The 23,239-nt window shown below is 36.9% G+C and carries 18 protein-coding genes, 4 tRNA genes and 1 other annotated feature; of the genes, 2 read left to right on the plus strand and 20 right to left on the minus strand.

Annotated features, from left to right (window positions below):
• Positions 1-82: 82 nt before the first annotated feature.
• From rpmA to LQE94_RS03960, 16 genes are all read right to left on the minus strand, one after another.
• Positions 83-367, minus strand: a complete 285-nt coding sequence (gene rpmA / locus LQE94_RS03885) for a 50S ribosomal protein L27 (RefSeq protein WP_022075547.1) — start codon at positions 365-367, stop codon at positions 83-85.
• 5 nt (positions 368-372) lie between these two features.
• On the minus strand, positions 373-705 hold the full coding sequence (locus LQE94_RS03890) for a ribosomal-processing cysteine protease Prp (RefSeq protein ID WP_118723653.1): 333 nt from the start codon (positions 703-705) through the stop codon (positions 373-375).
• Between the two features lie 2 nt (positions 706-707).
• Positions 708-1,016, minus strand: a complete 309-nt coding sequence (rplU, locus tag LQE94_RS03895; protein WP_022075549.1) for a 50S ribosomal protein L21 — start codon at positions 1,014-1,016, stop codon at positions 708-710.
• Positions 1,017-1,209: 193 nt separating this feature from the next.
• On the minus strand, positions 1,210-1,821 hold the full coding sequence (locus LQE94_RS03900) for a sigma-70 family RNA polymerase sigma factor (RefSeq protein ID WP_118723652.1): 612 nt from the start codon (positions 1,819-1,821) through the stop codon (positions 1,210-1,212).
• Positions 1,822-1,842: 21 nt separating this feature from the next.
• On the minus strand, positions 1,843-2,619 hold the full coding sequence (rlmB, locus tag LQE94_RS03905) for a 23S rRNA (guanosine(2251)-2'-O)-methyltransferase RlmB (protein WP_022075551.1): 777 nt from the start codon (positions 2,617-2,619) through the stop codon (positions 1,843-1,845).
• Between the two features lie 10 nt (positions 2,620-2,629).
• Positions 2,630-3,079, minus strand: a complete 450-nt coding sequence (locus LQE94_RS03910; RefSeq protein ID WP_022075552.1) for a Mini-ribonuclease 3 — start codon at positions 3,077-3,079, stop codon at positions 2,630-2,632.
• Positions 3,064-4,470, minus strand: coding sequence for a cysteine--tRNA ligase (gene cysS, locus LQE94_RS03915; protein ID WP_240577055.1), 1,407 nt, complete (start codon positions 4,468-4,470; stop codon positions 3,064-3,066). Before cysS ends, LQE94_RS03910 begins: the two co-directional genes overlap by 16 nt.
• Positions 4,471-4,529: 59 nt before the next feature.
• Positions 4,530-5,207, minus strand: coding sequence for a serine O-acetyltransferase EpsC (gene epsC / locus LQE94_RS03920; protein WP_118723649.1), 678 nt, complete (start codon positions 5,205-5,207; stop codon positions 4,530-4,532).
• Positions 5,208-5,295: 88 nt separating this feature from the next.
• Positions 5,296-5,511, minus strand: a binding site (T-box leader).
• A gap of 59 nt (positions 5,512-5,570) precedes the next feature.
• Complete coding sequence (locus LQE94_RS03925) at positions 5,571-6,710, minus strand: GNAT family N-acetyltransferase (protein WP_240577056.1); 1,140 nt, start codon at positions 6,708-6,710, stop codon at positions 5,571-5,573.
• A 7-nt stretch (positions 6,711-6,717) separates the two neighbouring features.
• Positions 6,718-7,263 carry a 2-C-methyl-D-erythritol 2,4-cyclodiphosphate synthase gene (gene ispF, locus LQE94_RS03930; RefSeq protein WP_186864920.1) on the minus strand — a complete coding sequence of 182 codons (546 nt, stop codon included), beginning with the start codon at positions 7,261-7,263 and terminating at the stop codon, positions 6,718-6,720.
• Between the two features lie 3 nt (positions 7,264-7,266).
• Positions 7,267-7,659: a hypothetical protein gene (locus LQE94_RS03935; protein ID WP_118723646.1), complete on the minus strand. Its 393-nt coding sequence runs from the start codon at positions 7,657-7,659 to the stop codon at positions 7,267-7,269.
• Positions 7,660-7,836: 177 nt separating this feature from the next.
• A tRNA-Met gene (locus tag LQE94_RS03940) sits at positions 7,837-7,910 on the minus strand.
• Between the two features lie 25 nt (positions 7,911-7,935).
• Positions 7,936-8,008 (minus strand) — tRNA-Val (locus LQE94_RS03945).
• Between the two features lie 85 nt (positions 8,009-8,093).
• Positions 8,094-8,167, minus strand: a tRNA-Met gene (locus tag LQE94_RS03950).
• 29 nt (positions 8,168-8,196) lie between these two features.
• Positions 8,197-8,269, minus strand: a tRNA-Val gene (locus tag LQE94_RS03955).
• A 228-nt stretch (positions 8,270-8,497) separates the two neighbouring features.
• Positions 8,498-12,253 carry a phosphoribosylformylglycinamidine synthase gene (locus tag LQE94_RS03960; RefSeq protein WP_240577057.1) on the minus strand — a complete coding sequence of 1,252 codons (3,756 nt, stop codon included), beginning with the start codon at positions 12,251-12,253 and terminating at the stop codon, positions 8,498-8,500.
• Positions 12,254-12,457: 204 nt separating this feature from the next.
• Between LQE94_RS03960 and LQE94_RS03965 the strand changes: the two genes are divergently transcribed.
• Positions 12,458-13,336 (plus strand): LysR family transcriptional regulator, encoded by an 879-nt coding sequence (locus LQE94_RS03965; protein ID WP_117989049.1) that lies wholly within the window; start codon positions 12,458-12,460, stop codon positions 13,334-13,336.
• 94 nt (positions 13,337-13,430) lie between these two features.
• On the opposite strand, the gene pyk is transcribed toward LQE94_RS03965, so the two are convergent.
• Together pyk and LQE94_RS03975 are read right to left on the minus strand one after the other, a co-directional pair.
• Entirely contained in the window at positions 13,431-14,870 is a 1,440-nt protein-coding gene (pyk, locus tag LQE94_RS03970; RefSeq protein ID WP_240577058.1) for a pyruvate kinase, read from the minus strand.
• Between the two features lie 27 nt (positions 14,871-14,897).
• On the minus strand, positions 14,898-15,722 hold the full coding sequence (locus tag LQE94_RS03975) for a rhomboid family intramembrane serine protease (RefSeq protein WP_022075839.1): 825 nt from the start codon (positions 15,720-15,722) through the stop codon (positions 14,898-14,900).
• A gap of 314 nt (positions 15,723-16,036) precedes the next feature.
• On the opposite strand from LQE94_RS03975, the gene LQE94_RS03980 reads away from it, so the two are divergent.
• Complete coding sequence (locus LQE94_RS03980) at positions 16,037-20,287, plus strand: 2-hydroxyacyl-CoA dehydratase (protein WP_240577059.1); 4,251 nt, start codon at positions 16,037-16,039, stop codon at positions 20,285-20,287.
• A 56-nt stretch (positions 20,288-20,343) separates the two neighbouring features.
• Here the strand turns inward: LQE94_RS03980 and LQE94_RS03985 are convergent, their stop codons facing one another.
• On the minus strand, positions 20,344-20,847 hold the full coding sequence (locus tag LQE94_RS03985; protein ID WP_117989053.1) for a GreA/GreB family elongation factor: 504 nt from the start codon (positions 20,845-20,847) through the stop codon (positions 20,344-20,346).
• A 1-nt stretch (position 20,848) separates the two neighbouring features.
• Positions 20,849-23,224: an ATP-dependent DNA helicase gene (locus tag LQE94_RS03990; RefSeq protein ID WP_240577060.1), complete on the minus strand. Its 2,376-nt coding sequence runs from the start codon at positions 23,222-23,224 to the stop codon at positions 20,849-20,851.
• Between the last annotated feature and the right edge of the window lie 15 nt (positions 23,225-23,239).

Genomic DNA, 23,239 nt, shown 5'->3' on the forward strand with positions numbered 1-23,239 from the left:
AAGAAAATACTTTTTGATATATAAAAAGATTTCTGGCAGAGAAAAAAGGCAGGAAATACTTCCTGCCTTCATGAACTGATGATTATTCAGCTACTGGATAGATAGAAACCTGTTTCTTATCTCTTCCTTTTCTTTCAAATCTAACAACACCGTCAACCAGTGCGAAGAGAGTATCATCTCCTCCACGTCCAACATTCACACCTGGGTGAATCTTAGTTCCGCGCTGTCTGTACAGGATGTTACCAGCTTTTACAAACTGTCCGTCAGCTCTTTTGGCACCTAATCTCTTAGCCTCGGAGTCACGACCGTTCTTTGTAGAACCAACTCCTTTTTTATGAGCAAAAAACTGAAGGTTTAATTTCATCATGGTAGTTACACCTCCTCGAAAATAATATCAATATATGGCTTGTAACTGTCATCTTCTTCCATGCTCTGTAAACCGAGAACCATGGATTTCATCAACAGTTGAGCATCATGTCCAGGAGTTTTTGTAAAACGAAATTCGATATTACCTGTATCTTCATCACTAACACAACTTGTTTCATCCTCTGTAAAGGATTCAATCGAGTTTAATGTATTAATAATTAATACTGACGCAGCGGCACATACGATATCATGACCATATTCATCATATCCTGCATGTCCAATCACATCAAACCCTGTATATGTCTGCTTTTCATCCACATAAATAGTTACATTAATCATAATTAAGCGTTGATCTTTTCGATCTTAACTGCTGTAAACTGCTGTCTGTGACCGTTTTTCTTATGGTATCCAGTCTTTCTCTTATACTTGTAAACAACAACTTTCTTTGCTTTTCCGTCTCCGATTACGGATGCAGTAACGGATGCTCCGTTTACAGTTGGGTTACCAACAACCAGTTTATCATTGTTTACTGCAAGTACCTGGTCGAATGTATAAGTTTCTCCAGCCTCTACACCAAGTTTCTCTACTTTAATGATATCGCCTTCGGCTACTTTGTACTGTTTACCACCTGTTGCTATAATCGCGTACATATGGCACCTCCTATTATCATTACTCGCCAGCTACGGTGTCTGTAAATACAGCTCTTAAACCTCGCTGTGCGGCATACTCATAGAATATAACATTCTCTTTATCATTTGTCAATACTTCTTTTTGAAAAAGTTTGTTTTGTTTTTTAGTAGTAGTTCAGATGAAATGATGAACCACTACATTTTTGAATTTGTTTTACTGGCTTAAAAGTTTTCCGGCTTTTGTTCGGATGCGCTGAAGTGCATTATCAATCGTTTTTGGACTTTTATCAAGTAAATTTGCAATATCCCGATAATTTGTTCCCAGCATATGTAAATATAGTACTCGATTTTCCAGATCACTTAAGTTCTCTTTTAATTCCTCGATAAATGCTTCTGAAGATTCTTTCCCGAAATAAAGTGTTTCCGGATTATTTTCAACTTCAGGTTCAATCGTATCAATTAACGGAAGTGCTTTCTCGTCTTCATGATTTCCTTCATCATAAAGAGAAACATAGGAATTTAGCGGGATATGTTTTTTCCTTTTTGATGAAGCAATTGCAGAATACATTTGACGTGATACACATAGTTCTGCAAAACCGGAAAAGGACTGTCCGGCTTCAGAGTCAAAATCCCGAACAGCTTTGATCAATCCAATCATCCCTTCCTGGATTAGATCATCGTTATCGCCTCCAATCAAATACATTGCCCTTGCTTTTCGGCGGACCATCGATTTATATTTAATCATAAGATAATCCATAATCTCATCTTCACCATTTCTTAAACGACAGATTAATTGTTCATCTGGAATCTTATTATATGTGTTCATGAAACCAGCTATCCTTTCAAACTAATTTAGTCTCTGACGAACAATTTCGTAGGCAAGTACACCTGCTGCCACAGATGCATTTAAGGAGTCGATTTCACCTTTCATTGGAATGCTTGCAATAAAGTCACATTTTTCTTTTACAAGTCTTCCAACGCCCTCTCCTTCATTTCCAATAACAAGACCGATTGGTCCTTTTAAATTTAAGCGGTACATGGATTCCCCGCCCATATCTGCACATACGAACCAGAGTCCTTTTTCTTTTAATTCTTCCATTGTTTTTGCAAGATTTGTAACCTTTGCAACAGGAGTATAATTCAAAGCGCCGGCAGAAGTCTTGGCAACTGTTGCAGTAAGTCCGACAGCTCTGCGTTTTGGAATAATAACACCATGCGCTCCGGCTAAATTTGCAGTACGTATAATCGCACCAAGATTATGCGGGTCTTCGATATTATCTAATAAAATAAGAAATGGATCTTCCCCTTTTTCTTCAGCCAATTTTAACATGTCTTCCACTTCGGAATATTCATATGCAGCTGCATATGCAATTACACCTTGATGTTTGCCTGTTGTAGAAATTTGGTTTAAACGATCCTTATTAACAAAGTTAATAATTGTGTCGTGTTTCTTAGCTTCTCTTATAATTGTACGTATAGGTCCGTCCTGGCATCCATCCAGAACGAATACCTTATCGATCGGTTTGCCTGAGCGAAAAGCTTCCAGTACAGCATTTCTTCCTTCTACGACCAGAGTATGTTCACGATGGTCTCTGTCAAATTCTTTTTCGATTTTTTCTGACATGATCTTCTCCTTACTTTTCTTTATTTTCCAAACTGTCTAATCCTATTTTAATCAGTTCCATTAAGCGTGCATATCTCTTTTTCAAGTAAAGATAACCGACGAGTGCTTCAAATCCTGTTGCACGACGATAGTCGGTGATTGATTGATTTTTGGCCGGAGAAACAGATTTTGCATTTCTTCCCCTTCTGTAGACAGCATGCTCTTCTTCGTTTAAATGCTCCTGCATTGTACGCATCATCAACGACTGTGCTGAAGCCTGTACAAGATGACTGGTCTCTTCATGTAATTTATTTACTTGTTTGTTTCCGTTGTTAATAATCATACTTTTGATGATTAAATCATAAACACAGTCACCGATATATGCTAAAACAAGAGGTGAATATTGATTCACATCCACCTCTTTTAATTGGAGCACATTTTCAATACAATCGCGAAAATCCATTGTTATGCTCTTTTCCATTTTACACCTTCTCTTGTATCTTCTAAAATGATTCCTTTAGCTAAAAGTTCATCACGAATCTCATCTGCTCTGGTAAAATTACGTTCTTTTCTGGCTGCCTGACGTTCCTGAATCAAGGCTTCAATATCGGCATCCAAAAGCTCTTCTTTTTTCTCAACCACAATACCAAGTACATCTGCAAGTTTTACGATCAACTCATATAAAGCTGTAACATATGCTTTTGAACTGTCACCATTTGCAGTTGTATTTGCATATTTTACAAGATCAAAGATTGCTGCAATTGCATCAGCAGTATTAAAGTCATCATCCATTGCTTTTTCAAAGGCTGCGACATAGTTTTGAGTTTTTGTGAGTGCATCATCTTCAATGTCTGTAAGAGTCTCTGTTTTTGCATTATCGGCCAGGAATTTTAAGTTGTCAGTGGCAGTGATAATTCGATCCAATCCGCTTTTTGCAGCTTCCATTAGATCGCTGCTGAAGTTCAAAGGACTTCTGTAATGCGCACTTAACATAAAGAAACGAAGTACCTGTAAATCATATTTTTCACTGATTTCTCTAACTGTAAAAAAGTTGCCAAGTGATTTTGACATTTTTCTATTATCGATATTTAAAAATGCATTGTGTAGCCAATATTTTGCAAATTCTTTTCCATTTGCAGCTTCACTCTGAGCAATTTCATTTTCATGATGTGGGAATACAAGGTCTTCTCCACCAGCATGAATATCAATCTGTTCTCCTAAATATTTTTTTGACATTTCAGAACACTCAATATGCCATCCAGGTCTTCCTTCACTCCAAGGAGATTCCCATGCAGGTTCTCCCTCTTTTTTTGGTTTCCACAGAACAAAATCCAATGGGTCTTCTTTTTCATCTTCTCCGCTTACCAGAAGGGAACGATTACCTGAACGAAGATCATCTAAATTTTTATGTGATAATTTTCCATATTCTTTGAACTGACGTGTACGATAATATACAGTTCCATTCTTTTCATAAGCATATCCTTTGTCGATCAGAGACTGGATCATCTCTATCATACCGCCAATTTCTTCTGTTGCAAGAGGATTTTTTGTAGCAGGTTTTACATTCATGCCATCCATATCTTTTTTGCATTCAGCAATATATCTTTTTGAAATTTCCTCAGCTGTAACACCCTCTTCATTTGCTTTTTTGATAATCTTATCATCGACATCTGTAAAGTTTGATACAAAGTTCACGTCAAATCCCTTATATTCAAAATATCTTCTGACTGTGTCAAATACAATCATAGGACGTGCATTGCCGATATGGATAAAGTTATATACGGTTGGACCGCAGACATACATCTTAACTTTCCCTTCTTCTAATGGCACGAATTCTTCTTTTTGTTTTGACATCGTGTTATACAGTTTCATTTATATTTCCTCCTTGTTACTTTAACAGATACTGCTGTATCTGAAATATCTATTGTTTTTTAATTTTTGCAGTTTTGCTCTACACATTTTTTTAAGCGTTCTTCCATTGCAAGAAGCTGTTCGTGCAGTTGAAAATTGGCAATCTGCAATTCTCGGATATCATTAAGAACCGGATCTGGAAGATGTACCTGATCCAATTCTTCACGAGGTACTTTTTTATCATCTCTTCGGACAATACGGCCAGGGACTCCGACTACTGTACAGTTTGGTGGAACTTCCTCCAATACAACCGAACCGGCACCAATTTTAGAATTCTCTCCGATAGTAAAAGAACCGATTACTTTAGCACCTGCACTTACCATAACATTATCTTTCAAGGTTGGGTGGCGTTTTCCTTTTTCTTTTCCGGTACCTCCCAGAGTAACACCTTGATAAAGAGTAATATTATCTCCGAGAATTGCTGTTTCACCGATGATAACACCACTTCCATGATCAATAAAGAGTCCTTTTCCGATTGTTGCACCAGGGTGTATCTCGATACCTGTCTTTCGAACAGCTCTCTGTGAAACCCATCTTGCCATAAAATAATGTTTTTTCGTATATAGCTTATGTGCAACTCGATAACTCAGCATAACTTTAAAGCTTGGATACAGCAAGACTTCCCAATTTGATTTGATTGCTGGATCACGATCTTTTACAACATTAATTTCTTCTTTAATATAGGATATCATCCCCATAATTCTTTCCTCGCTTTCATACAGAGTGTTTACTTCATATAACAGAAAAGCACTTTCTTAGTATATAAATAAAAAACTTCATCTCTAAACAAGAGACGAAGTTTATCCGCGGTTCCACTCTATTAAAAGAATTAATTCTTTCACTTATAACTTATAACGTTCGTCACCCGTATTTTGCTACTTGATTCACAAAATCAGCTCCCGAATGCACTTCACAAGGTTTCCTCAAAAACTGCTCTCAGCCGACGACAGCTTCTCTCTGGTGAGTCAATTGCTTGTTACTCTTTTCGTTCTTCGCTTTTTATCTCTATACCGATACACTATATATTATGCAAAATTCTTAATTTTGTCAACAGATTCTCTTTAAACAACTTCATTTAAATAGATTCGATTAAGTGGTTTTAGTTTTTTTAGTTCTTCCGCCAAATGGTCTGTAAGTATTACATTTTCTTCTTTCGCAACTTCTTCGAGTGTTTTATAGCCAAATACAAAACTTGTCAATGCACCAATCGTTAAAACGCCCTCAGAATCTTCCGTTTCTTTTACGTGGAGCACATTCGGTGTATCAGGGCTATTTAAATCGTTATATATTTCCCATACCTTGCTGTTTTGGGGAAGAATATAATCCAGAATGGCAAAAGAGCAATGTAATTGTTTGCCGGGTTTTACTTTTAATGTCTTTAAAAGTTGTTCAAGGTGTAAAATTCGAACCATAATGGCTGGCTTTTTTTCTTGAGTATCAATCAAAGAAGCATAAATTTTTATATTACCGGAAATATTTTTCTCAGTTTTTAACTGGATGACAGATTGTTCCATTGCACTTTCATATCCAGGAAGAAAAAGCGGCTCCATAATTTCCAATCCGTCTTCCATCATATAAGTAAATATACCAATCAATTTATCTTCTTCAAAAACCATTCGGATACCGCCAAGTTCACTTTGCCGTTCTAATAAAAGCGATTGATAATATGCGCTGTCTCGCAATGTACAGATTTGCCAGTTTTTCTCTATGTTCTCGGTGTAGAAAGCAGCAATCCTTTCACAATCAAAAAAAGTCGCCTCTACGCTTTTGTATCCATCTATATTCTTAACATCTGTCAGTGTTGTATGATCCTGATCATAAACAAAGCGAAAATCATATGGCGTGTAAATAGATTCTGCAGCAGGCATTAAAAATGTAAAAGGCTCTTTGCGTTTGTACATATCTGATAAGCTTTGGCGTAATAGAGTGCCCATATATCCTTTTTTTCGGTGAAGCGGTTTTGTTGCAACACCAACAATGTAACTTCCTTGGAATTGTGTATCTTCAAGTTTTAAGGCATAGGGGTTTAAATGTAGCATGGAACAAATTTCCTGGTCATTTTCGATCACATATATTTCATTGTCCTTCGCTTTCATAAAGTAATAATAATCCAAAAATTTCTTTGAATCTTCATTGAAAATCTCTTCCCACAAAGCTCTTGTCAGATTATGCTCATTTAGTTCTAACTTCCTTGTTTTCATAACCTTTTTACTGCTCCTTTTGACATCCCTGACAATTGGTACATGCTCTGTCAAAAGTTACATCATAGCTACTATAGTTTGTTAATTTCTCCAGTGCGCAGATTGCCTGAGAAGAAATGCCCTCCCCGCTTCCGGTAAAACCAAGGCCCTCCTCTGTCGTTGCTTTAACATTTACCTGCTCTATCGTTATATTTAATGCTTCGGCAATGTTTTCACGCATCTGGTCAATATATGGTCGCATCTTAGGTTTCTGTGCAATGATAGTTGCATCAATATTTTCTATAATATATTGATTTTCATCTAATAATTTTGCGACATGCTCTAATAATTTTATACTGGAGATTCCTTTGTATTTATCATCGGAATCCGGAAAATGTTTTCCTATATCTCCAAGTGCGGCAGCGCCAAGAAGTGCATCCATAATTGCATGTAAAAGGACATCTGCATCAGAATGACCAAGCAGTCCTTTTTCATAAGGAATTGTAACTCCGCCTAATATCAAATCTCTGTTTTCTACTAATTTGTGAACATCATAGCCCATCCCTACTCGCATGTTTTATTTCTCCTCGTAATCTGATTCTTTATTATCCTCGTTGTTACCCTGTTTGAGTTCTTTCATACCTGCTTCTAATTCAGCCGGTGATGGCATTGGTGCAGTGCGGCTTTGTGTGAGTACGCGTTGTCTGCGCTGTTCCATTTTTTGCAATGCAGCCTCAGCAGCTTCCGCACGTTTTTGCTCCTCTTGCTCTGCTTTTTTTGATGAAACCATTCTTTTGATGATCCAGATAGTATAACCGGCTCCAATGATAACAAAGATGATTCCCATAAAAAGTTTAAATGCCAAATCGCTTGGGTGTGCAGCAAGTGTTTCCCTAATAAGATTAACACCGATAAATGCTAAATACATTCCCAGCATAAGTCTTAGAATATAGTTTGTCTTTTTGTTCATATCTCTATCCTCCGTTTTTCCATATCTGATATTTGGGATATGGCAATACATTTAAAGCTATTGTATCATGTAACATACTTTTTCGGCAATATAAACACGAAATGGTTTGGAATTTTGTTTCAAATTAAAAAAGGAATGGAAAAGAAAAAGACCTAGCACAATGCTAAGTCTTTTTAGTAGCGGAAACTGGATTTGAACCAGCGACACCACGGGTATGAACCGTGTGCTCTAGCCAACTGAGCTATTCCGCCATGATATGTATATATTGAAATTCTATGGGACCTACAGGGCTCGAACCTGTGACCCTCTGCTTGTAAGGCAGATGCTCTCCCAGCTGAGCTAAGATCCCAAGAAGCAATACTTGGTAAGTTCCAAAGAACTCACTAGGCTAGTATAACAACAATGTTGCAAACTGTCAACATGCTTTAGCCAAATAGCGGAAACTGGATTTGAACCAGCGACACCACGGGTATGAACCGTGTGCTCTAGCCAACTGAGCTATTCCGCCATATATCTTACTGATAATCATTAAGATTATGGGACCTACAGGGCTCGAACCTGTGACCCTCTGCTTGTAAGGCAGATGCTCTCCCAGCTGAGCTAAGATCCCTTATTATCAGTGATTGGTGCGTTTCTCTCGCAACCGACTTCGTTAGTATACAATTATATCCAGTAAATGTCAACACCTTTTTATAATTTTTTTGATTTTTTCTAAAAGTATCTATATTTTCTACAATTTATATGCTTTATATATAGAAAAAGGGATGTATCTGACCCCTATTATCAGATACACCCTTTTTCAAAGTTGTACAATTTAAGGTTTTATTATATAAAATATTTATTTGAAATATTTTACACCGGATTCAAATATCTTGAGGTCCTGTTCTCCATAAATATTAATAGCAACAGAATCTCCACGTCGCTCAGAATGAGCCATTTTACCAAGTACTCTTCCATCCGGACTTGTTATTCCTTCAATCGCATAGTAGGATCCATTTACGTTCCATTCTTCATCCATACTGATATTTCCTTCTGGATCACAATACTGTATAGCTACCTGTCCGTTTGCAAAAAGTTTTTCAATCCACTCATCATTTGCTACAAAACGACCCTCACCATGAGATGCCGGGTTAGTATATACACCGCCTAATTGTGCATTCTGAAGCCATGGTGATTTATTTGTAACAACTTTTGTATATACCATTTTAGAAATGTGGCGACCGATTGTGTTATATGTTAATGTTGGTGAATCTTCATTCTGTCCGACAATCTGTCCATATGGTACAAGACCAAGTTTGATCAATGCCTGGAATCCATTACAAATTCCAAGAGCGAGTCCATCACGTTCGTTAAGCAATTTTTCTACAGCTTCTTTGATTTTCGCATTCTGGAATGCAGTTGCAAAGAATTTTGCGGAACCATCCGGCTCGTCTCCTGCGCTGAATCCACCTGGGAACATAATCATTTGAGCCTGAGAAATAGCCTTCTCAAATTCATCTACGGATTCACGGATTCCAGTTGCATCTAAGTTTTTAAATACTTTTGTAATGACCTTAGCACCGGCTCTTTCAAAAGCTTTCTTACTATCATATTCACAGTTTGTTCCTGGGAAAACAGGAATAAATACTGTTGGCTGAGCAAGCTTATGGCTGCAAATATGAATATCTGATGTATTGAACAGGCGTTCCTTAATCTTTTCATCACTGCTTGTAGCAGATTTTGTGGCAAATACTTTTTCTAATGGCTCTTCCCATGCTGCTTTGGCTTCTGCAAGAGTAATTTCGGCATCACCATATTTGAACAGTTTATTTTCGCTTACCTCACCGATTATTTTATAATCTACAGTTAATTTATCTAATTTGTCAGCAGCTACTTCTGCTACAAGATCTCCAAAAGCAGGGGCAAAGGCATCCATGGCAGAGAGCTCTGAATTCAATTCTACTCCAAGACCATTACCAAATGCCATTTTACTTACAGCAGAGATGATTCCGTGACGATCAAGTGCATATGCGGATACAATAGCTCCATTATGGATATCATCTGCAAATTTACCATATTGATCCATAATCTGCTCATATACTGGTAAATCATATTTATTACGTTCTGTTTTGACAAGAATTAATTTATTGCCTGCTTTTTTCAATTCAGGTGTGATAATCTCTTTTTCAGTTGCCATATCTACAGCGAATGATACAAGTGTTGGTGGTACATCAATATCCTGGAATGTTCCTGACATACTATCTTTACCGCCAATTGATGGAAGCCCAAATCCAAGCTGTGCATCATATGCTCCGAGAAGTGCAGCGAATGGCTGGCTCCATCTCTTAGGATCTTCTGTCATACGACGGAAATATTCCTGGAATGTAAAACGAATCTTTTTGTAATCCCCTCCGGCTGCTACAATCTTTGCAATAGATTCTACAACAGCATAAATAGCTCCATGGTAAGGACTCCAGCTTGAAAGATATGGGTCAAATCCAAAACTCATCATAGATACTGCATCTGTTGTTCCATTTAAAACAGGAACTTTAGCAACCATAGCCTGTGTCTCTGTCATCTGATATTTTCCACCGTGTGGCATAAATACAGAGCCTGCTCCGATAGAACCGTCAAACATTTCGACAAGTCCTTTCTGCGAACATACATTTAAATCTTTTAAAACGTCAAGCCATTTTGCTTTTACATCAGTTACTTCCTGTTTCTGGAAAACAGATTCTTCAAGCGATGGGATATCCACTGCTACATTTGTTTCCTGATGTGCACCGTTTGTATCCAAAAATGCGCGTGAAAGATTAACGATTTCTTTTCCTCTCCATGTAAGAACAAGTCTTGGACTTTCTGTTACGACAGCAACTTCTGTAGCCTCAAGGTTTTCTTCTTTTGCATATGCCATGAATTCTTCAACATCTTTTGGATCAACAACAACGGCCATACGCTCCTGCGATTCAGAAATCGCAATCTCTGTTCCGTCTAAGCCGGCATATTTTTTAGGAACTTTATCTAAATCTACTCTAAGACCATCTGCCAATTCGCCGATTGCAACAGAAACACCACCGGCACCAAAATCGTTACATTTTTTAATTAATTTACTAACTTCTTCTCGGCGGAATAAGCGTTGGATTTTACGTTCTGTTGGTGGATTACCTTTCTGGACTTCTGCTCCACATGTTTCAATAGACTGCTCTGTATGTACCTTGGAAGATCCTGTTGCACCACCACATCCATCACGGCCTGTGCGTCCACCAAGTAAGATGATGATATCACCCGGGTCAGATGTTTCACGAATAACAGCACGTCTTGGAGCGGCTCCCAGTACAGCTCCGATCTCCATACGTTTTGCAACATAATTTGGATGATAGATTTCTTTTACGGCACCTGTTGCAAGACCAATCTGATTTCCGTATGAGCTATATCCTTTTGCAGCACCACGAACGAGTTTTTTCTGTGGAAGTTTACCTTTTAATGTCTCTTTGACAGACACTGTCGGATCAGCAGCACCTGTTACACGCATAGCCTGATATACATAAGTACGGCCAGAAAGTGGGTCACGTATTGCACCGCCAAGACAAGTTGCAGCACCACCAAATGGTTCAATTTCTGTAGGGTGATTGTGAGTCTCGTTTTTGAAGTTGATCAGCCATTCTTCCTCTACACCATCTACTTTTATTGGAACAACGATACTACATGCATTGATCTCATCTGATTCTTCCTGATCCTGTAATTTACCCTCTTTTTTGAGTTTACGCATTGCCATTAATGCAAGATCCATCAGACACACAAACTTATCTTCACGACCTGCAAAAATTTCACTATGATCTTTTAAGTATTGTTTATAAGTATTTTCGATAGGTTCTCTGAGGTCTCCATCATCAAAACTTACTGATTTTAACTCTGTAGAAAATGTTGTATGACGACAATGATCAGACCAGTATGTATCCAGAACACGGATTTCTGTCATGGAAGGATCTCTTTTTTCTTCATTTGCATAATATCCCTGAATATGCTGGAAATCTTTAAATGTCATAGCTAAACCAAGTGAATCATACAATGCCTTCAATTCCTCTTCTGGCATTTCTTTAAAACCATCAAAAATTTTCACATCAGCAGGCTCATCAAAGACAGTGACAAGTGTTTCTGGTTTGTCGAAACCAGTTTCACGAGAATCTACAGGGTTGATGCAGTGATGCTTGATGGCTTCTAATTCCGCATCTGTTATATCTCCTTCGATAACATAAGTTATTGCAGTTCTTACAACCGGACGTTCATCTTCTTTAATGAATTGCAGACACTGTTCTGCTGAATCAGCTCGCTGGTCAAACTGACCTGGAAGAGATTCTACAGAAAATGCAGTTTCATTTTCTTTCATAGGAAATGTTTCATTATATAAAATATCAACAGGGGCTTCTGCAAATACGCCATGACAAGCTTTTTCAAAAGTTTCATCAGAAACATTCTCTATATCATAACGGATCAGAACACGAACACCTGTCACATCAGGTACTCCAAGATAATGTTTGATCTCATGACGCAGCTCTTTTGCCTGTACTGCAAAATCAGCCTTTTTTTCAACATATACACGTTTTACATTACTCATATTGGTTCTCCTTTGCATGTAATCTATTTTCTACATGTCATTTTTCGTTTCTATGTTACAATCCTATCACAAATCAGATGATAAGTGAAATTAATATAACTAAACTCATTGATAAGTTTTGCTTAAATTTGCATGGTTCTTCTAATTGCTTTTTTATAATTTTTACTTTATAATATAAGTATCTTTTATTAGGAGGACTAATTAATGATGGATATTAATTACGAATTGTATAAAGTGTTTTATCATGTCGCGTCTACTTTAAATTTTTCAGAGGCTTCAAAACAATTATTTATTTCACAATCAGCCGTCAGTCAATCTATAAAAACACTGGAGAAGAAATTAGATCAGACATTATTTATTCGTAGTACTAAGCGTGTACAATTAACACCAGAGGGTGAGATACTTCTTAGACATATTGAACCTGCGATGAATCTAATCCGACGTGGTGAGGCACAGTTGATGGATGCGGCATCTACCGGAGGACAGATTCGAATTGGTGCAAGTGATACAATCTGCCGTTATTTTCTTGTTCCGTATTTAAAAAAATTCCACCAGGATTTTCCAAATGCACATTTGAAGGTAATCAATCAAACATCTATTAAATGTGTAGAGTTATTAGAAACAGGGCAGGTTGATCTGATTGTTGTCAATTATCCAAATAAATATTTAAGTAATGTCTCATCGATTAAGAAGATTCAGAAGTTTCATGATGTGTTTATTGCGAATCATTCTTTTGATTATTTAAAAGAGAAGAAACTTTCATATCAGGAGTTGTCAAAATATCCTATTTTAATGCTGGATAAACAAAGTACAACAAGCGAATTTTTACATCGGTTATTCCAGCAGCATCATCTGGACCTAGTTCCGGAAATTGAACTTACAAGTAATGATCTTTTAATAGATCTTGCAAGGATCGGCCTTGGAATTGCATTTATTCCGGATTATTGTCTGTCCAGACAATCAGAAGATTTATTTGTTGTAGAAACTGAAGAATCCCTGCCTGAGCGTGAGCTTGTTATCGCATATAATGAGCAGGTTCCATTATCCAATGCGGCAGTAGAGTTTTTAAATTACTTTAATTAAAAAATTTTAATAAAAAAGAATGAAACAACTTTTGGATAAGCTGCTTCATTCTTTTTTTGTTATTAAATCATAGTTTGCTAAATTTTTCTTCGGATTACTCGCCTACAACTGCAATTCTCATTGTATTACTTACACCGTTTCTACCCTTTTCAACGTTAGGTGAAGGAATTCCTGCAGTCAATACAACAACATCTCCAGGCTCAACATATTTCTTTACAAGTGCAAGTTCAATTGCTCCTGTAGTAATATCTTCTGTTGTATCAAATTCTAAAGATTTCAATGGTTCTACGCCCCAGTAAATAGCCATTCTACGCATTGTACGCTCATTTGGTGTGACACCTAAAATTCTCTGTTTTGGACGAAGATTAGAAACAACTCTTGTTGTAGCACCTGAAACAGATGGTGTAATGATGCATTTCACATTCAGATTTGATGCAGCAAGTACAGAAGAATATCCAATTGCACCGGCAATACCAGTTTTCAAATGATTTCCAGACTGTCCAAGAAGCAGATCGTAATCCAAGTGTTTTTCTGTGCTCTCGATAATGTGAACCATCATCTGTAAAGCTTCAATAGGATATTTTCCTGCTGCTGTTTCGCCGGAAAGCATTACTGCGTCTGTTCCATCATATACAGCATTTGCAACGTCTGTAACCTCAGCTCTTGTCGGGCGTGGATTACGGATCATAGAATCTAACATCTGTGTTGCAGTGATAACTGTTTTGAAGTTATCGTTACATTTATTGATCATCATTTTCTGAAGATATGGAACTTCTTCTGCTGGGATTTCTACTCCAAGATCACCACGAGCAACCATGATACCATCTGCTGCACGTATGATCTCATCAATATTTTCGATACCTTCTGAATTTTCAATCTTAGCAATGATTGGAATATATGGCGCATTGAGTGATTTCAGATAAGCACGAATCTCTAAAATACATTCTGCATTACGAACGAAAGATGCTGCAATAAAATCAATATCCTGGCTGACACCAAATTTGATATCTTCTTTATCTTTTTCTGTGATGGCAGGAAGTCTTACCGGTACGTTAGGAACGTTCACACCTTTACGTTCGCCGAGTTCACCACCATTAATAACCTTACAACGGATATCTTTTCCGGATTTTTCAATAACTTCTAATCCAATCAGACCATCGTCGATCAAAATAACTTTGCCGGCATCAACATCTTCGGCCAGTCCTTTATAAGTAATAGATACACGATTCTCATCACCAACGATATCTTCTGTTGTGAGAGTAAATTCCATACCAGTTTTCAGATGTACTTTTTTTCCATCTTTGAGAATGCCGGTACGGATTTCTGGTCCTTTTGTATCAAGTAAAATTGCAACATTTGCATGTTCTTCTTCGCGAATCTGCTTTAATAAGTCCATACGACCTTTATGTTCTTCATAATCTCCATGTGAAAAATTGAAACGAGCCACATTCATTCCATTTTTAACTAATCCACGCATAATCTCCGGATTGTTTGTATTAGGCCCCATTGTGCATACTACTTTTGTCTTCTTCATCTTCTCAATCTCCTTATAACACTATCTTTATTTCACATGTTCGTGTGTGAACAAATGATCCTGGCAATATTCGTAATTGCCATTACATTTTGAACAGAATCTGAATTCCAGATTCGGATCATCTAATTCTGTTCTGCCACATACTGCGCAACGATGTCTTGCCCCATTTGAATAAGTCATATGCGGGCGTGACTGTTTTTGATACTTTTTCTTTCGCATTTGCTGTTTCGGTGAATATCCTTTTTTAGTAGAAAGGAAAAATACAACAAAATTTAATAATGATGCTGCAATTGTTACTCTTGAAATGAAATTTCCAGCAATAAAGTCATATAGAATGAATACAGCGTATACAATAGCCATCCATTTCATCTTAATAGGAATAATAAAATAAAGTAACAGTTCCATATCCGGATAACTTACTGCAAATGCAAGAAAAATTGACATGTTAATATAGTATGTGCTGAAAAGCCCTCCATATCCTATCATGCCTGTGCCTGCAATAAAGTATAATGCAAAAGCACCAATTACAGTAAATAAAATCCCAGAAAAAATATATACATTATACCGAAACGTTCCCCATGCCCGTTCCAGCGCAGTACCGAGAGAATAATATAAAAGTACAATAAAAATGATAGAAATCAAACTTCCGCTTGGTGGAACAAGTACCCAGGATATCACTCTCCAGACTTGTCCTTTCAAGATAAAGTATGGCTCTAGTGTAAGCCATTTAAACAAACCAGGCAAAAAATAATAAATTCCAAAACCGATAATGTATGCTCCAATTAAATACATCGTCAAGTTTGGAATTGCAAATCGTCCGAATTTCTTTTCTAATTTATCTAACCAATTCAAATGTACATCTCCTTTATAGATTATTTTCGTTCATATAACAAGATTGTACTTAAATACGTACAAATCCGATACGTGTATTGTACATTCCCAACGTGCGTTTGTCAAACAAAAGTATGTGAAGATTCTGTAAATAAGATAGGATTGAGAAAATTTTGTCAATTTTTTCTTTAGGAAATTGTTTTCGAAGGAAAACGTACAGCATAATGACGATTGTGTTTTTAAAAATCCTGTCGTATAATGTATGGTAGTGTTATTTTGCTTACACTATTTTAATAAGAAGTAACAGCTATAAAAATATAAGAAAGAGGATAATTATGAGTTTGAACAAATTATATACTTTGGGGATTGACATCGGTTCTACAACTGTTAAAATTGCAGTTCTTGATCAAGATAATGAAGTATTATTCTCTGATTATGAACGACATTTTGCTAATATTCAGGAAACATTATCTGATCTGCTTGGGAGAGCTCTTTATAAGTTGGGTCCAATACAGGTGTCCCCTGTCATTACCGGTTCCGGTGGACTATCGCTTGCTAAACATTTAGGAGTACCTTTTGTACAAGAGGTAATTGCTGTTTCAACGGCATTACAGGATTATGCTCCGCAAACAGATGTTGCTATCGAATTAGGTGGCGAGGATGCGAAAATCATATATTTTGAAGGCGGTAATGTAGAACAGCGTATGAATGGAGTCTGCGCCGGTGGAACAGGTTCCTTTATTGACCAAATGGCATCTCTGTTACAGACAGATGCTACCGGATTAAACGAATATGCTAAAAATTATCATGCATTATATTCAATTGCTGCTCGTTGTGGAGTATTTGCCAAAACAGATATCCAGCCGCTGATCAATGAAGGGGCTTCCAAGGAAGACCTGGCAGCTTCTATTTTTCAGGCAGTAGTCAATCAGACAATCAGTGGACTTGCCTGTGGTAAACCAATTCGTGGTCACGTTGCTTTCTTGGGCGGACCATTACATTTCTTGTCAGAATTAAAAGAGGCATTTATCCGCACACTGAAGTTGGATGATGAACACATTATCGCACCTAAGCATTCGCATTTATTTGCTGCTATCGGTTCTGCATTGAATTCAAAGAAAGATGTGAAGGTATCTCTTCGTGAAATGCAGGAACGACTTGCCGCTAAAATCCAAATGGAATTTGAAGTGGATCGTATGGAACCACTGTTTGCATCAAAGGCTGAATACGATGCATTTATTTCAAGACATAATCAACATCAAGTGCCAATGAAAGATCTTGCTTCATATAAAGGAAAGGTATTTTTAGGTATCGATGCAGGTTCAACAACTACAAAAGCCGCTTTGGTCGGTGACGATGGAACGCTTTTGTATTCTTTTTATCATAATAATGATGGAGACCCACTCGGAACAACGATTTCTGCTATTAAAGATATATACAGCCAGTTGCCGGAAGATGTAGAAATCGTACACTCCTGCTCTACCGGATATGGTGAAGCGTTGATTAAAGAAGCACTTCTCTTAGATGAGGGAGAGGTAGAAACCGTTTCACACTATTACGCAGCATCATTTTTTGAACCGGATGTTGACTGTATTCTTGATATCGGTGGTCAGGATATGAAATGTATCAAAATTAAAAATCAGACCGTTGATAGCGTACAATTAAACGAAGCGTGTTCTTCAGGATGTGGTTCATTTATCGAAACATTTGCAAAATCATTGAATTATTCAGTGGAAGATTTTGCACAGGAAGCATTATATGCACATAATCCAATTGATTTAGGAACACGTTGTACAGTATTTATGAATTCAAAAGTAAAGCAGGCTCAAAAAGAAGGTGCAGAAGTATCTGATATTTCGGCAGGTCTTGCATATTCGGTTATAAAAAATGCGTTGTTTAAAGTAATTAAAGTATCGGATGCATCAGAACTCGGAAAACATATTGTTGTACAGGGTGGAACATTTTACAATAATGCTGTATTAAGAAGTTTTGAAAAAATTGCAAATTGTGAAGCTATCCGTCCGGATATTGCCGGAATTATGGGGGCTTTTGGAGCTGCGCTTATTGCTCGCGAACGTTATGTTGAATGTGAAGGTACGACAATGCTTTCTATTGAGGATATTGAGGCCTTGGAGTATTCTACCACTATGACAAAATGCAAAGGATGTACAAATAACTGCCGTCTGACAATCAATCATTTCAGTGGCGGGCGTAAATTTATTACCGGAAACCGTTGTGAACGTGGTCTTGGAAAAGAAAAGGTGAAAAACAAATTACCAAACTTGTTTGAATATAAGATGCAGCGTTATTTTGGATATACTCCGTTAAAAGCAAATGAAGCTGTGCATGGAGTGATTGGTATTCCGCGTGTTTTAAATATGTATGAAAATTATCCGTTCTGGTTTACATTGTTTACGAAACTCGGATTTTCAGTACTGCTCTCTCCTGCTTCTACAAGAAAGATATATGAATTAGGCATCGAATCCATTCCAAGTGAATCAGAATGTTATCCTGCAAAGCTTGCACATGGGCATGTACAATGGCTGATCAATCAGGGCGTTACGCATATTTTCTACCCTTCCATTCCATATGAAAGAAAAGAATTTGCCGATGCGAATAACCATTATAATTGTCCGATCGTAACATCGTATCCTGAAAATATTAAGAATAATATGGATCCGATCGTTCAGGGAGAGGTAGATTTTATTCATCCATTTTTAAGTCTGGAAAGCGAAGAAACTGTTGCATATCGAATGGTTGAAGAGCTTGGAGAAAAATTTTCAATTGACGAAAAAGAAATACGTGCAGCGGTTCATGATGCATGGGAGGAACTTGCAGCCTGTCGCAATGATATGCGAAAAAAAGGAGAAGAAACGATACAGTTCTTAAAGGAAACAGGAAACAGAGGAATTGTACTTGCAGGTCGTCCATACCACATTGACCCGGAGGTTAATCATGGTATTCCGGAACTGATCAATTCTTATAATATGGCTGTTTTAACAGAGGACTCTATTTCACATTTGAATCCAGTAGAACGACCATTAAATGTAATGGATCAGTGGATGTATCATTCTCGTTTATATGCAGCTGCAAACTATGTAAAAACGGTAGATAATCTGGATTTGATCCAGCTTAATTCATTCGGTTGTGGATTGGATGCAGTAACAACAGATCAAGTTGCAGAAATTTTAACAAATTCAGATAAAATTTATACTTCATTAAAAATTGATGAAGTAAACAACTTAGGTGCTGCAAGAATCCGTATTCGTTCTCTACTTGCTGCAATTCGTGTTCGCGAACAGAGAAATACAAAACGCGACATTAAGCCGGCATCGATCGATAAAGTTTCATTTACAAAAGAAATGCGGGCAACATATACAATCCTTTGTCCTCAGATGTCTCCGATTCATTTTGAGATTGTTGAGCCTGCATTTAAAGCAGCAGGTTATAAATTGGAAGTGCTTCCAAATGATAATAAACAGGCTGTAGATGTTGGATTGAAATATGTAAATAATGATGCATGTTATCCATCACTTATGGTAGTAGGACAAATTATGGATGCTATTTTATCTGGAAAATATGATACCGATCATCTTGCAGTGATCATAAGTCAGACAGGTGGTGGATGTCGAGCTTCCAACTATATTGGATTTATCCGTCGTGCCTTAAAAAAAGCCGGATATGCAAATATTCCGGTTATCTCTATCAACTTAAGCGGACTGGAGGCAAATCCTGGATTTAAGATTACTCCTTCTCTTGCTCTTCGTGGAATTTATGGAGCTGTATTTGGTGATATTTTCATGAAATGTGTATATCGCATGCGTCCTTATGAAGCTGTGCCAGGCACAACAGATACAATACATAAAAAATGGGTAGAAGTTTGTAAGAAATTTGTCTCAGAAGGATATCCTTCAAGAAGAAAATTCAAACAACTTTGCCGCAGTATTATAGAAGATTTTGATAACATTGAAACTTTAGATGTGAAAAAACCTCGCGTAGGAGTTGTTGGCGAGATTCTTGTTAAATTCCTTCCTGCTGCAAATAATCATCTTGTTGAATTACTTGAGGCAGAAGGCGCTGAGGCAGTTGTCCCGGACTTGCTGGATTTCTTACAGTATTGTTTTTATAATCAGAATTTTAAAGCATCGCACCTTGGATTTAAAAAATCCAAAGCACGAATTGCAAATATAGGAATTAAAGTATTAGAGTGGTTTAGGCTTCCTGCAACCGAAGCATTTAAAGCAAGTAAGCATTTTAATCCACCGGCTCATATTGAAGATTTGGCAAATATGGCATCCGACATCGTATCTCTTGGAAATCAAACTGGTGAGGGTTGGTTCTTAACAGGAGAAATGTTAGAACTGATACACAGTGGAGCTGGAAATATCGTTTGTACGCAGCCATTTGCATGCCTTCCAAATCATGTAGTTGGAAAAGGTGTAATTAAAGAACTTCGTAGATTATATCCGCAGTCTAACATTGTTGCGATTGATTATGACCCAGGTGCAAGTGAGGTGAATCAGTTGAATAGAATTAAATTGATGTTATCGACAGCAAATAAAAACTTAGAAAAAGAACAGGCATAAAAAAGTAGGAAGTTTCCCGAAATATAGTGGAAACTTCCTATCTTTTATTTCAACACCTAGAATTTGCGAAGCTCATCATTTTCATCATTTTGAGTATTTATAATTTTTTTAATAATTGCATAATAACCGAAATTATCGTTTACCTGAATATATACTCTGTCGTTTAGTTTATGTCCTAAAATTGCTTTTCCAAGAGGAGAATCAATACTGATCAATCCTTGAATTGAACTGCCTCGTACAGAAGTGACAAGTCTGTAGGTCTCTATTTCGTCATCATCTTCCATGTATAATTCTACAGTATTATTAATTCCGACTTCATCATCTTTTGAACTGTCATCGACAATAATGGCCGTTTTCAGCATCCTTTCCAGATAACGAATCCTGCTTTCGTTTTTATTTTTATCTTTTTTAGCAGCATGATACTCAAAATTTTCACTTAAATCGCCATGGGCACGAGCCTCTTTTACTGCTTCAATTGCTTCTTTTCTGACAACTAATTTTCTGTATTCAATTTCTTCCTCTATTTTTTTAACATCGCTTTTAGTTAATTTATCACGCATTTTATATTCTCTCCTTATTTTTATCCTGCCAAAAGGCGGCTACGGTGTCAGTCACATGATTCAACTGACATAATTGGTATTGTTTCCATTCACGCGGAAATATAGCCTGATATCGATTGTCTAAAAATCTGACATCAAGTAATACAATAACTCCTTTGTCTGATTCTGTACGGATCACACGTCCTGCAGATTGCAATACTTTATTCATTCCCGGATATAAGTAAGCAAAATCAAATCCTGACATTTTTTTTGCATCAAAATATTGTTTCAATAATTCTCTTTCATTACATACCTGAGGCAACCCGGTTCCAACAATAATTGCTCCGATTAAGCGATCTTCAGCCAGATCAATCCCCTCCGAAAAAATTCCTCCCATCACGCAAAAACCAATTAAGGTTCTATCGTTCTGGCTTTCAAAACAATTCAAAAACTCTTCACGTTCAATTTCATTCATATACTGTGATTGAAGAATGCATTCTACAGAATTATTTATCGAAGATGTAGGAAAATTAACAAACTGTTCGTAAACCTCTTCTAACATGCGATAAGAAGGGAAAAATACCATGTAATTTCCTTGTTGGACAGATACAATGTTTTGAATATATCGTGCGATTTTTTGATACATTTCAGGTCCACGCAATGTATATTTGGTACTCACATCCTCTGCCAATAAGAGAAGTTTATTATCTTCTGGAAATGTAGATTTTGCATAAATTGCGTAATCATCGGGATTGACACTAAGTAAGTTTTTGTAATAAAAAACAGGTAAAAATGTTGCCGAAAAATAAATTGTGCTGTTCCCATATTCTAAAAAACGCTGTAGATTTGTTACCGGATTTACACAAAACAATTTTAATTTAAAACGACCATCCGATTCCATTTCCGTATAGATTAAATAATTTTCATCCAAAATATCATGGATATTAATGAATGAACGAATCTGAAAATAAAAATCAAGGAGGGCATCTTTTTTTTCAGGAGAAGGCTGTTCATCAAAATAGTTTTCTATTTCTCCTAGAATATTTAAGCACTTTAAGGCAATGTGTGAAACATTATCTATCACTTGATATGTTTCACATTCACGTTTTAATGCCAAGAGTTGTTTATTACATTCATCCAGGCGTTTTGCAAGTTTTGGAGCATCGCTTTGGAATAATTTTTTCATAGATAAAAAATCTTCTTTGTAAAGCGTGGCGCTATACATCTCTCGACCGCGCTCAACAAGGTTATGTGCTTCATCAATTAAGAACAAATACTCTCCTGTTCCGCCTTCTGAGAAAAAACGTTTTAAATGAGCGTCTGGATCAAACACATAATTATAGTCACAAATGATTGCATCCATCCATTCACTGACATCAAGTGACATCTCAAACGGACATACATGGTATTTTCTTGCCTGTTCTTCTATGATTTCTCTCGTACATTCATCTTTTGTGCTGATTAATTCAAATACAGCATCATTTACACGGTCAAAATGTCCTTTCGCATAAGGACATTCGTCAGGATTACAAATCGTTTCTTCACAAAAACAAATTTTTTCTTTTGCAGTAACCGTGACAGATTTCCATCTTAATCCGTTCTTGCGAAGTATATAAAAAGCTTGCTCCGCTACGGTTTTTGTAATTGTTTTTGCTGTCAAATAAAATATTTTTTCTCCAAGTCCTTCGCCTATTGCGCGAACAGCCGGGAAAATTGTAGCCATAGTTTTTCCGATTCCGGTTGGAGCCTGGATAAACAAATTTTTTTTGCGAAGTATCGTACGATATACAGAGGATACAACTTCACGTTGTCCTTCTCTATATGAAAATGGAAATTCTGTTTTTTGAATTGTACGATCACGTTCTTTCTTCCATTGAATTTGAAATTTTGCCCATTTTTCATATGCGTGAATTAATTCGTTAAACCATTTTTCCAGATCATCAAACAAAAAATTTTGCTTAAAACGTTTTATTTCTTCTGTTTCCAAGTGACAATATGTCATCTGCACATCAATATTAGTTAAATGTTGCTGTGTGGCATAGATATAGGCGTAACACTTTGCCTGAGCAAGGTGGACGCCTATCGGTTCTTCTATATGAGATAAATCGCGTATAGTTCCCTTTATTTCATCTATGCAGATTCCAGAATCATTTTCAATAATACCATCTGCCCTTCCTTCAATCAGAAGTAAAAAGTCCGTACAAACAACTTTTGTTTTTAATGCTACTTCGGCATGATAATCTGCTCCCATTCTGCGTTGAATCTTACGATGCAATCTGCTCCCTTGCAGCATCGCATCCTTCTCCAGACTGCCGGATGTCCGATTGTCTATATCACCCGTCCGCAATATGAATTCTACTAGATTGCGGACGGAAATCTTTATGATAGGTTCTTCCATTATAATTATCTACTC

The sequence above is a fragment of the Mediterraneibacter sp. NSJ-151 genome, assembly GCF_022487435.1.
In the GTDB taxonomy this organism is placed as follows: domain Bacteria; phylum Bacillota; class Clostridia; order Lachnospirales; family Lachnospiraceae; genus Schaedlerella; species Schaedlerella hominis.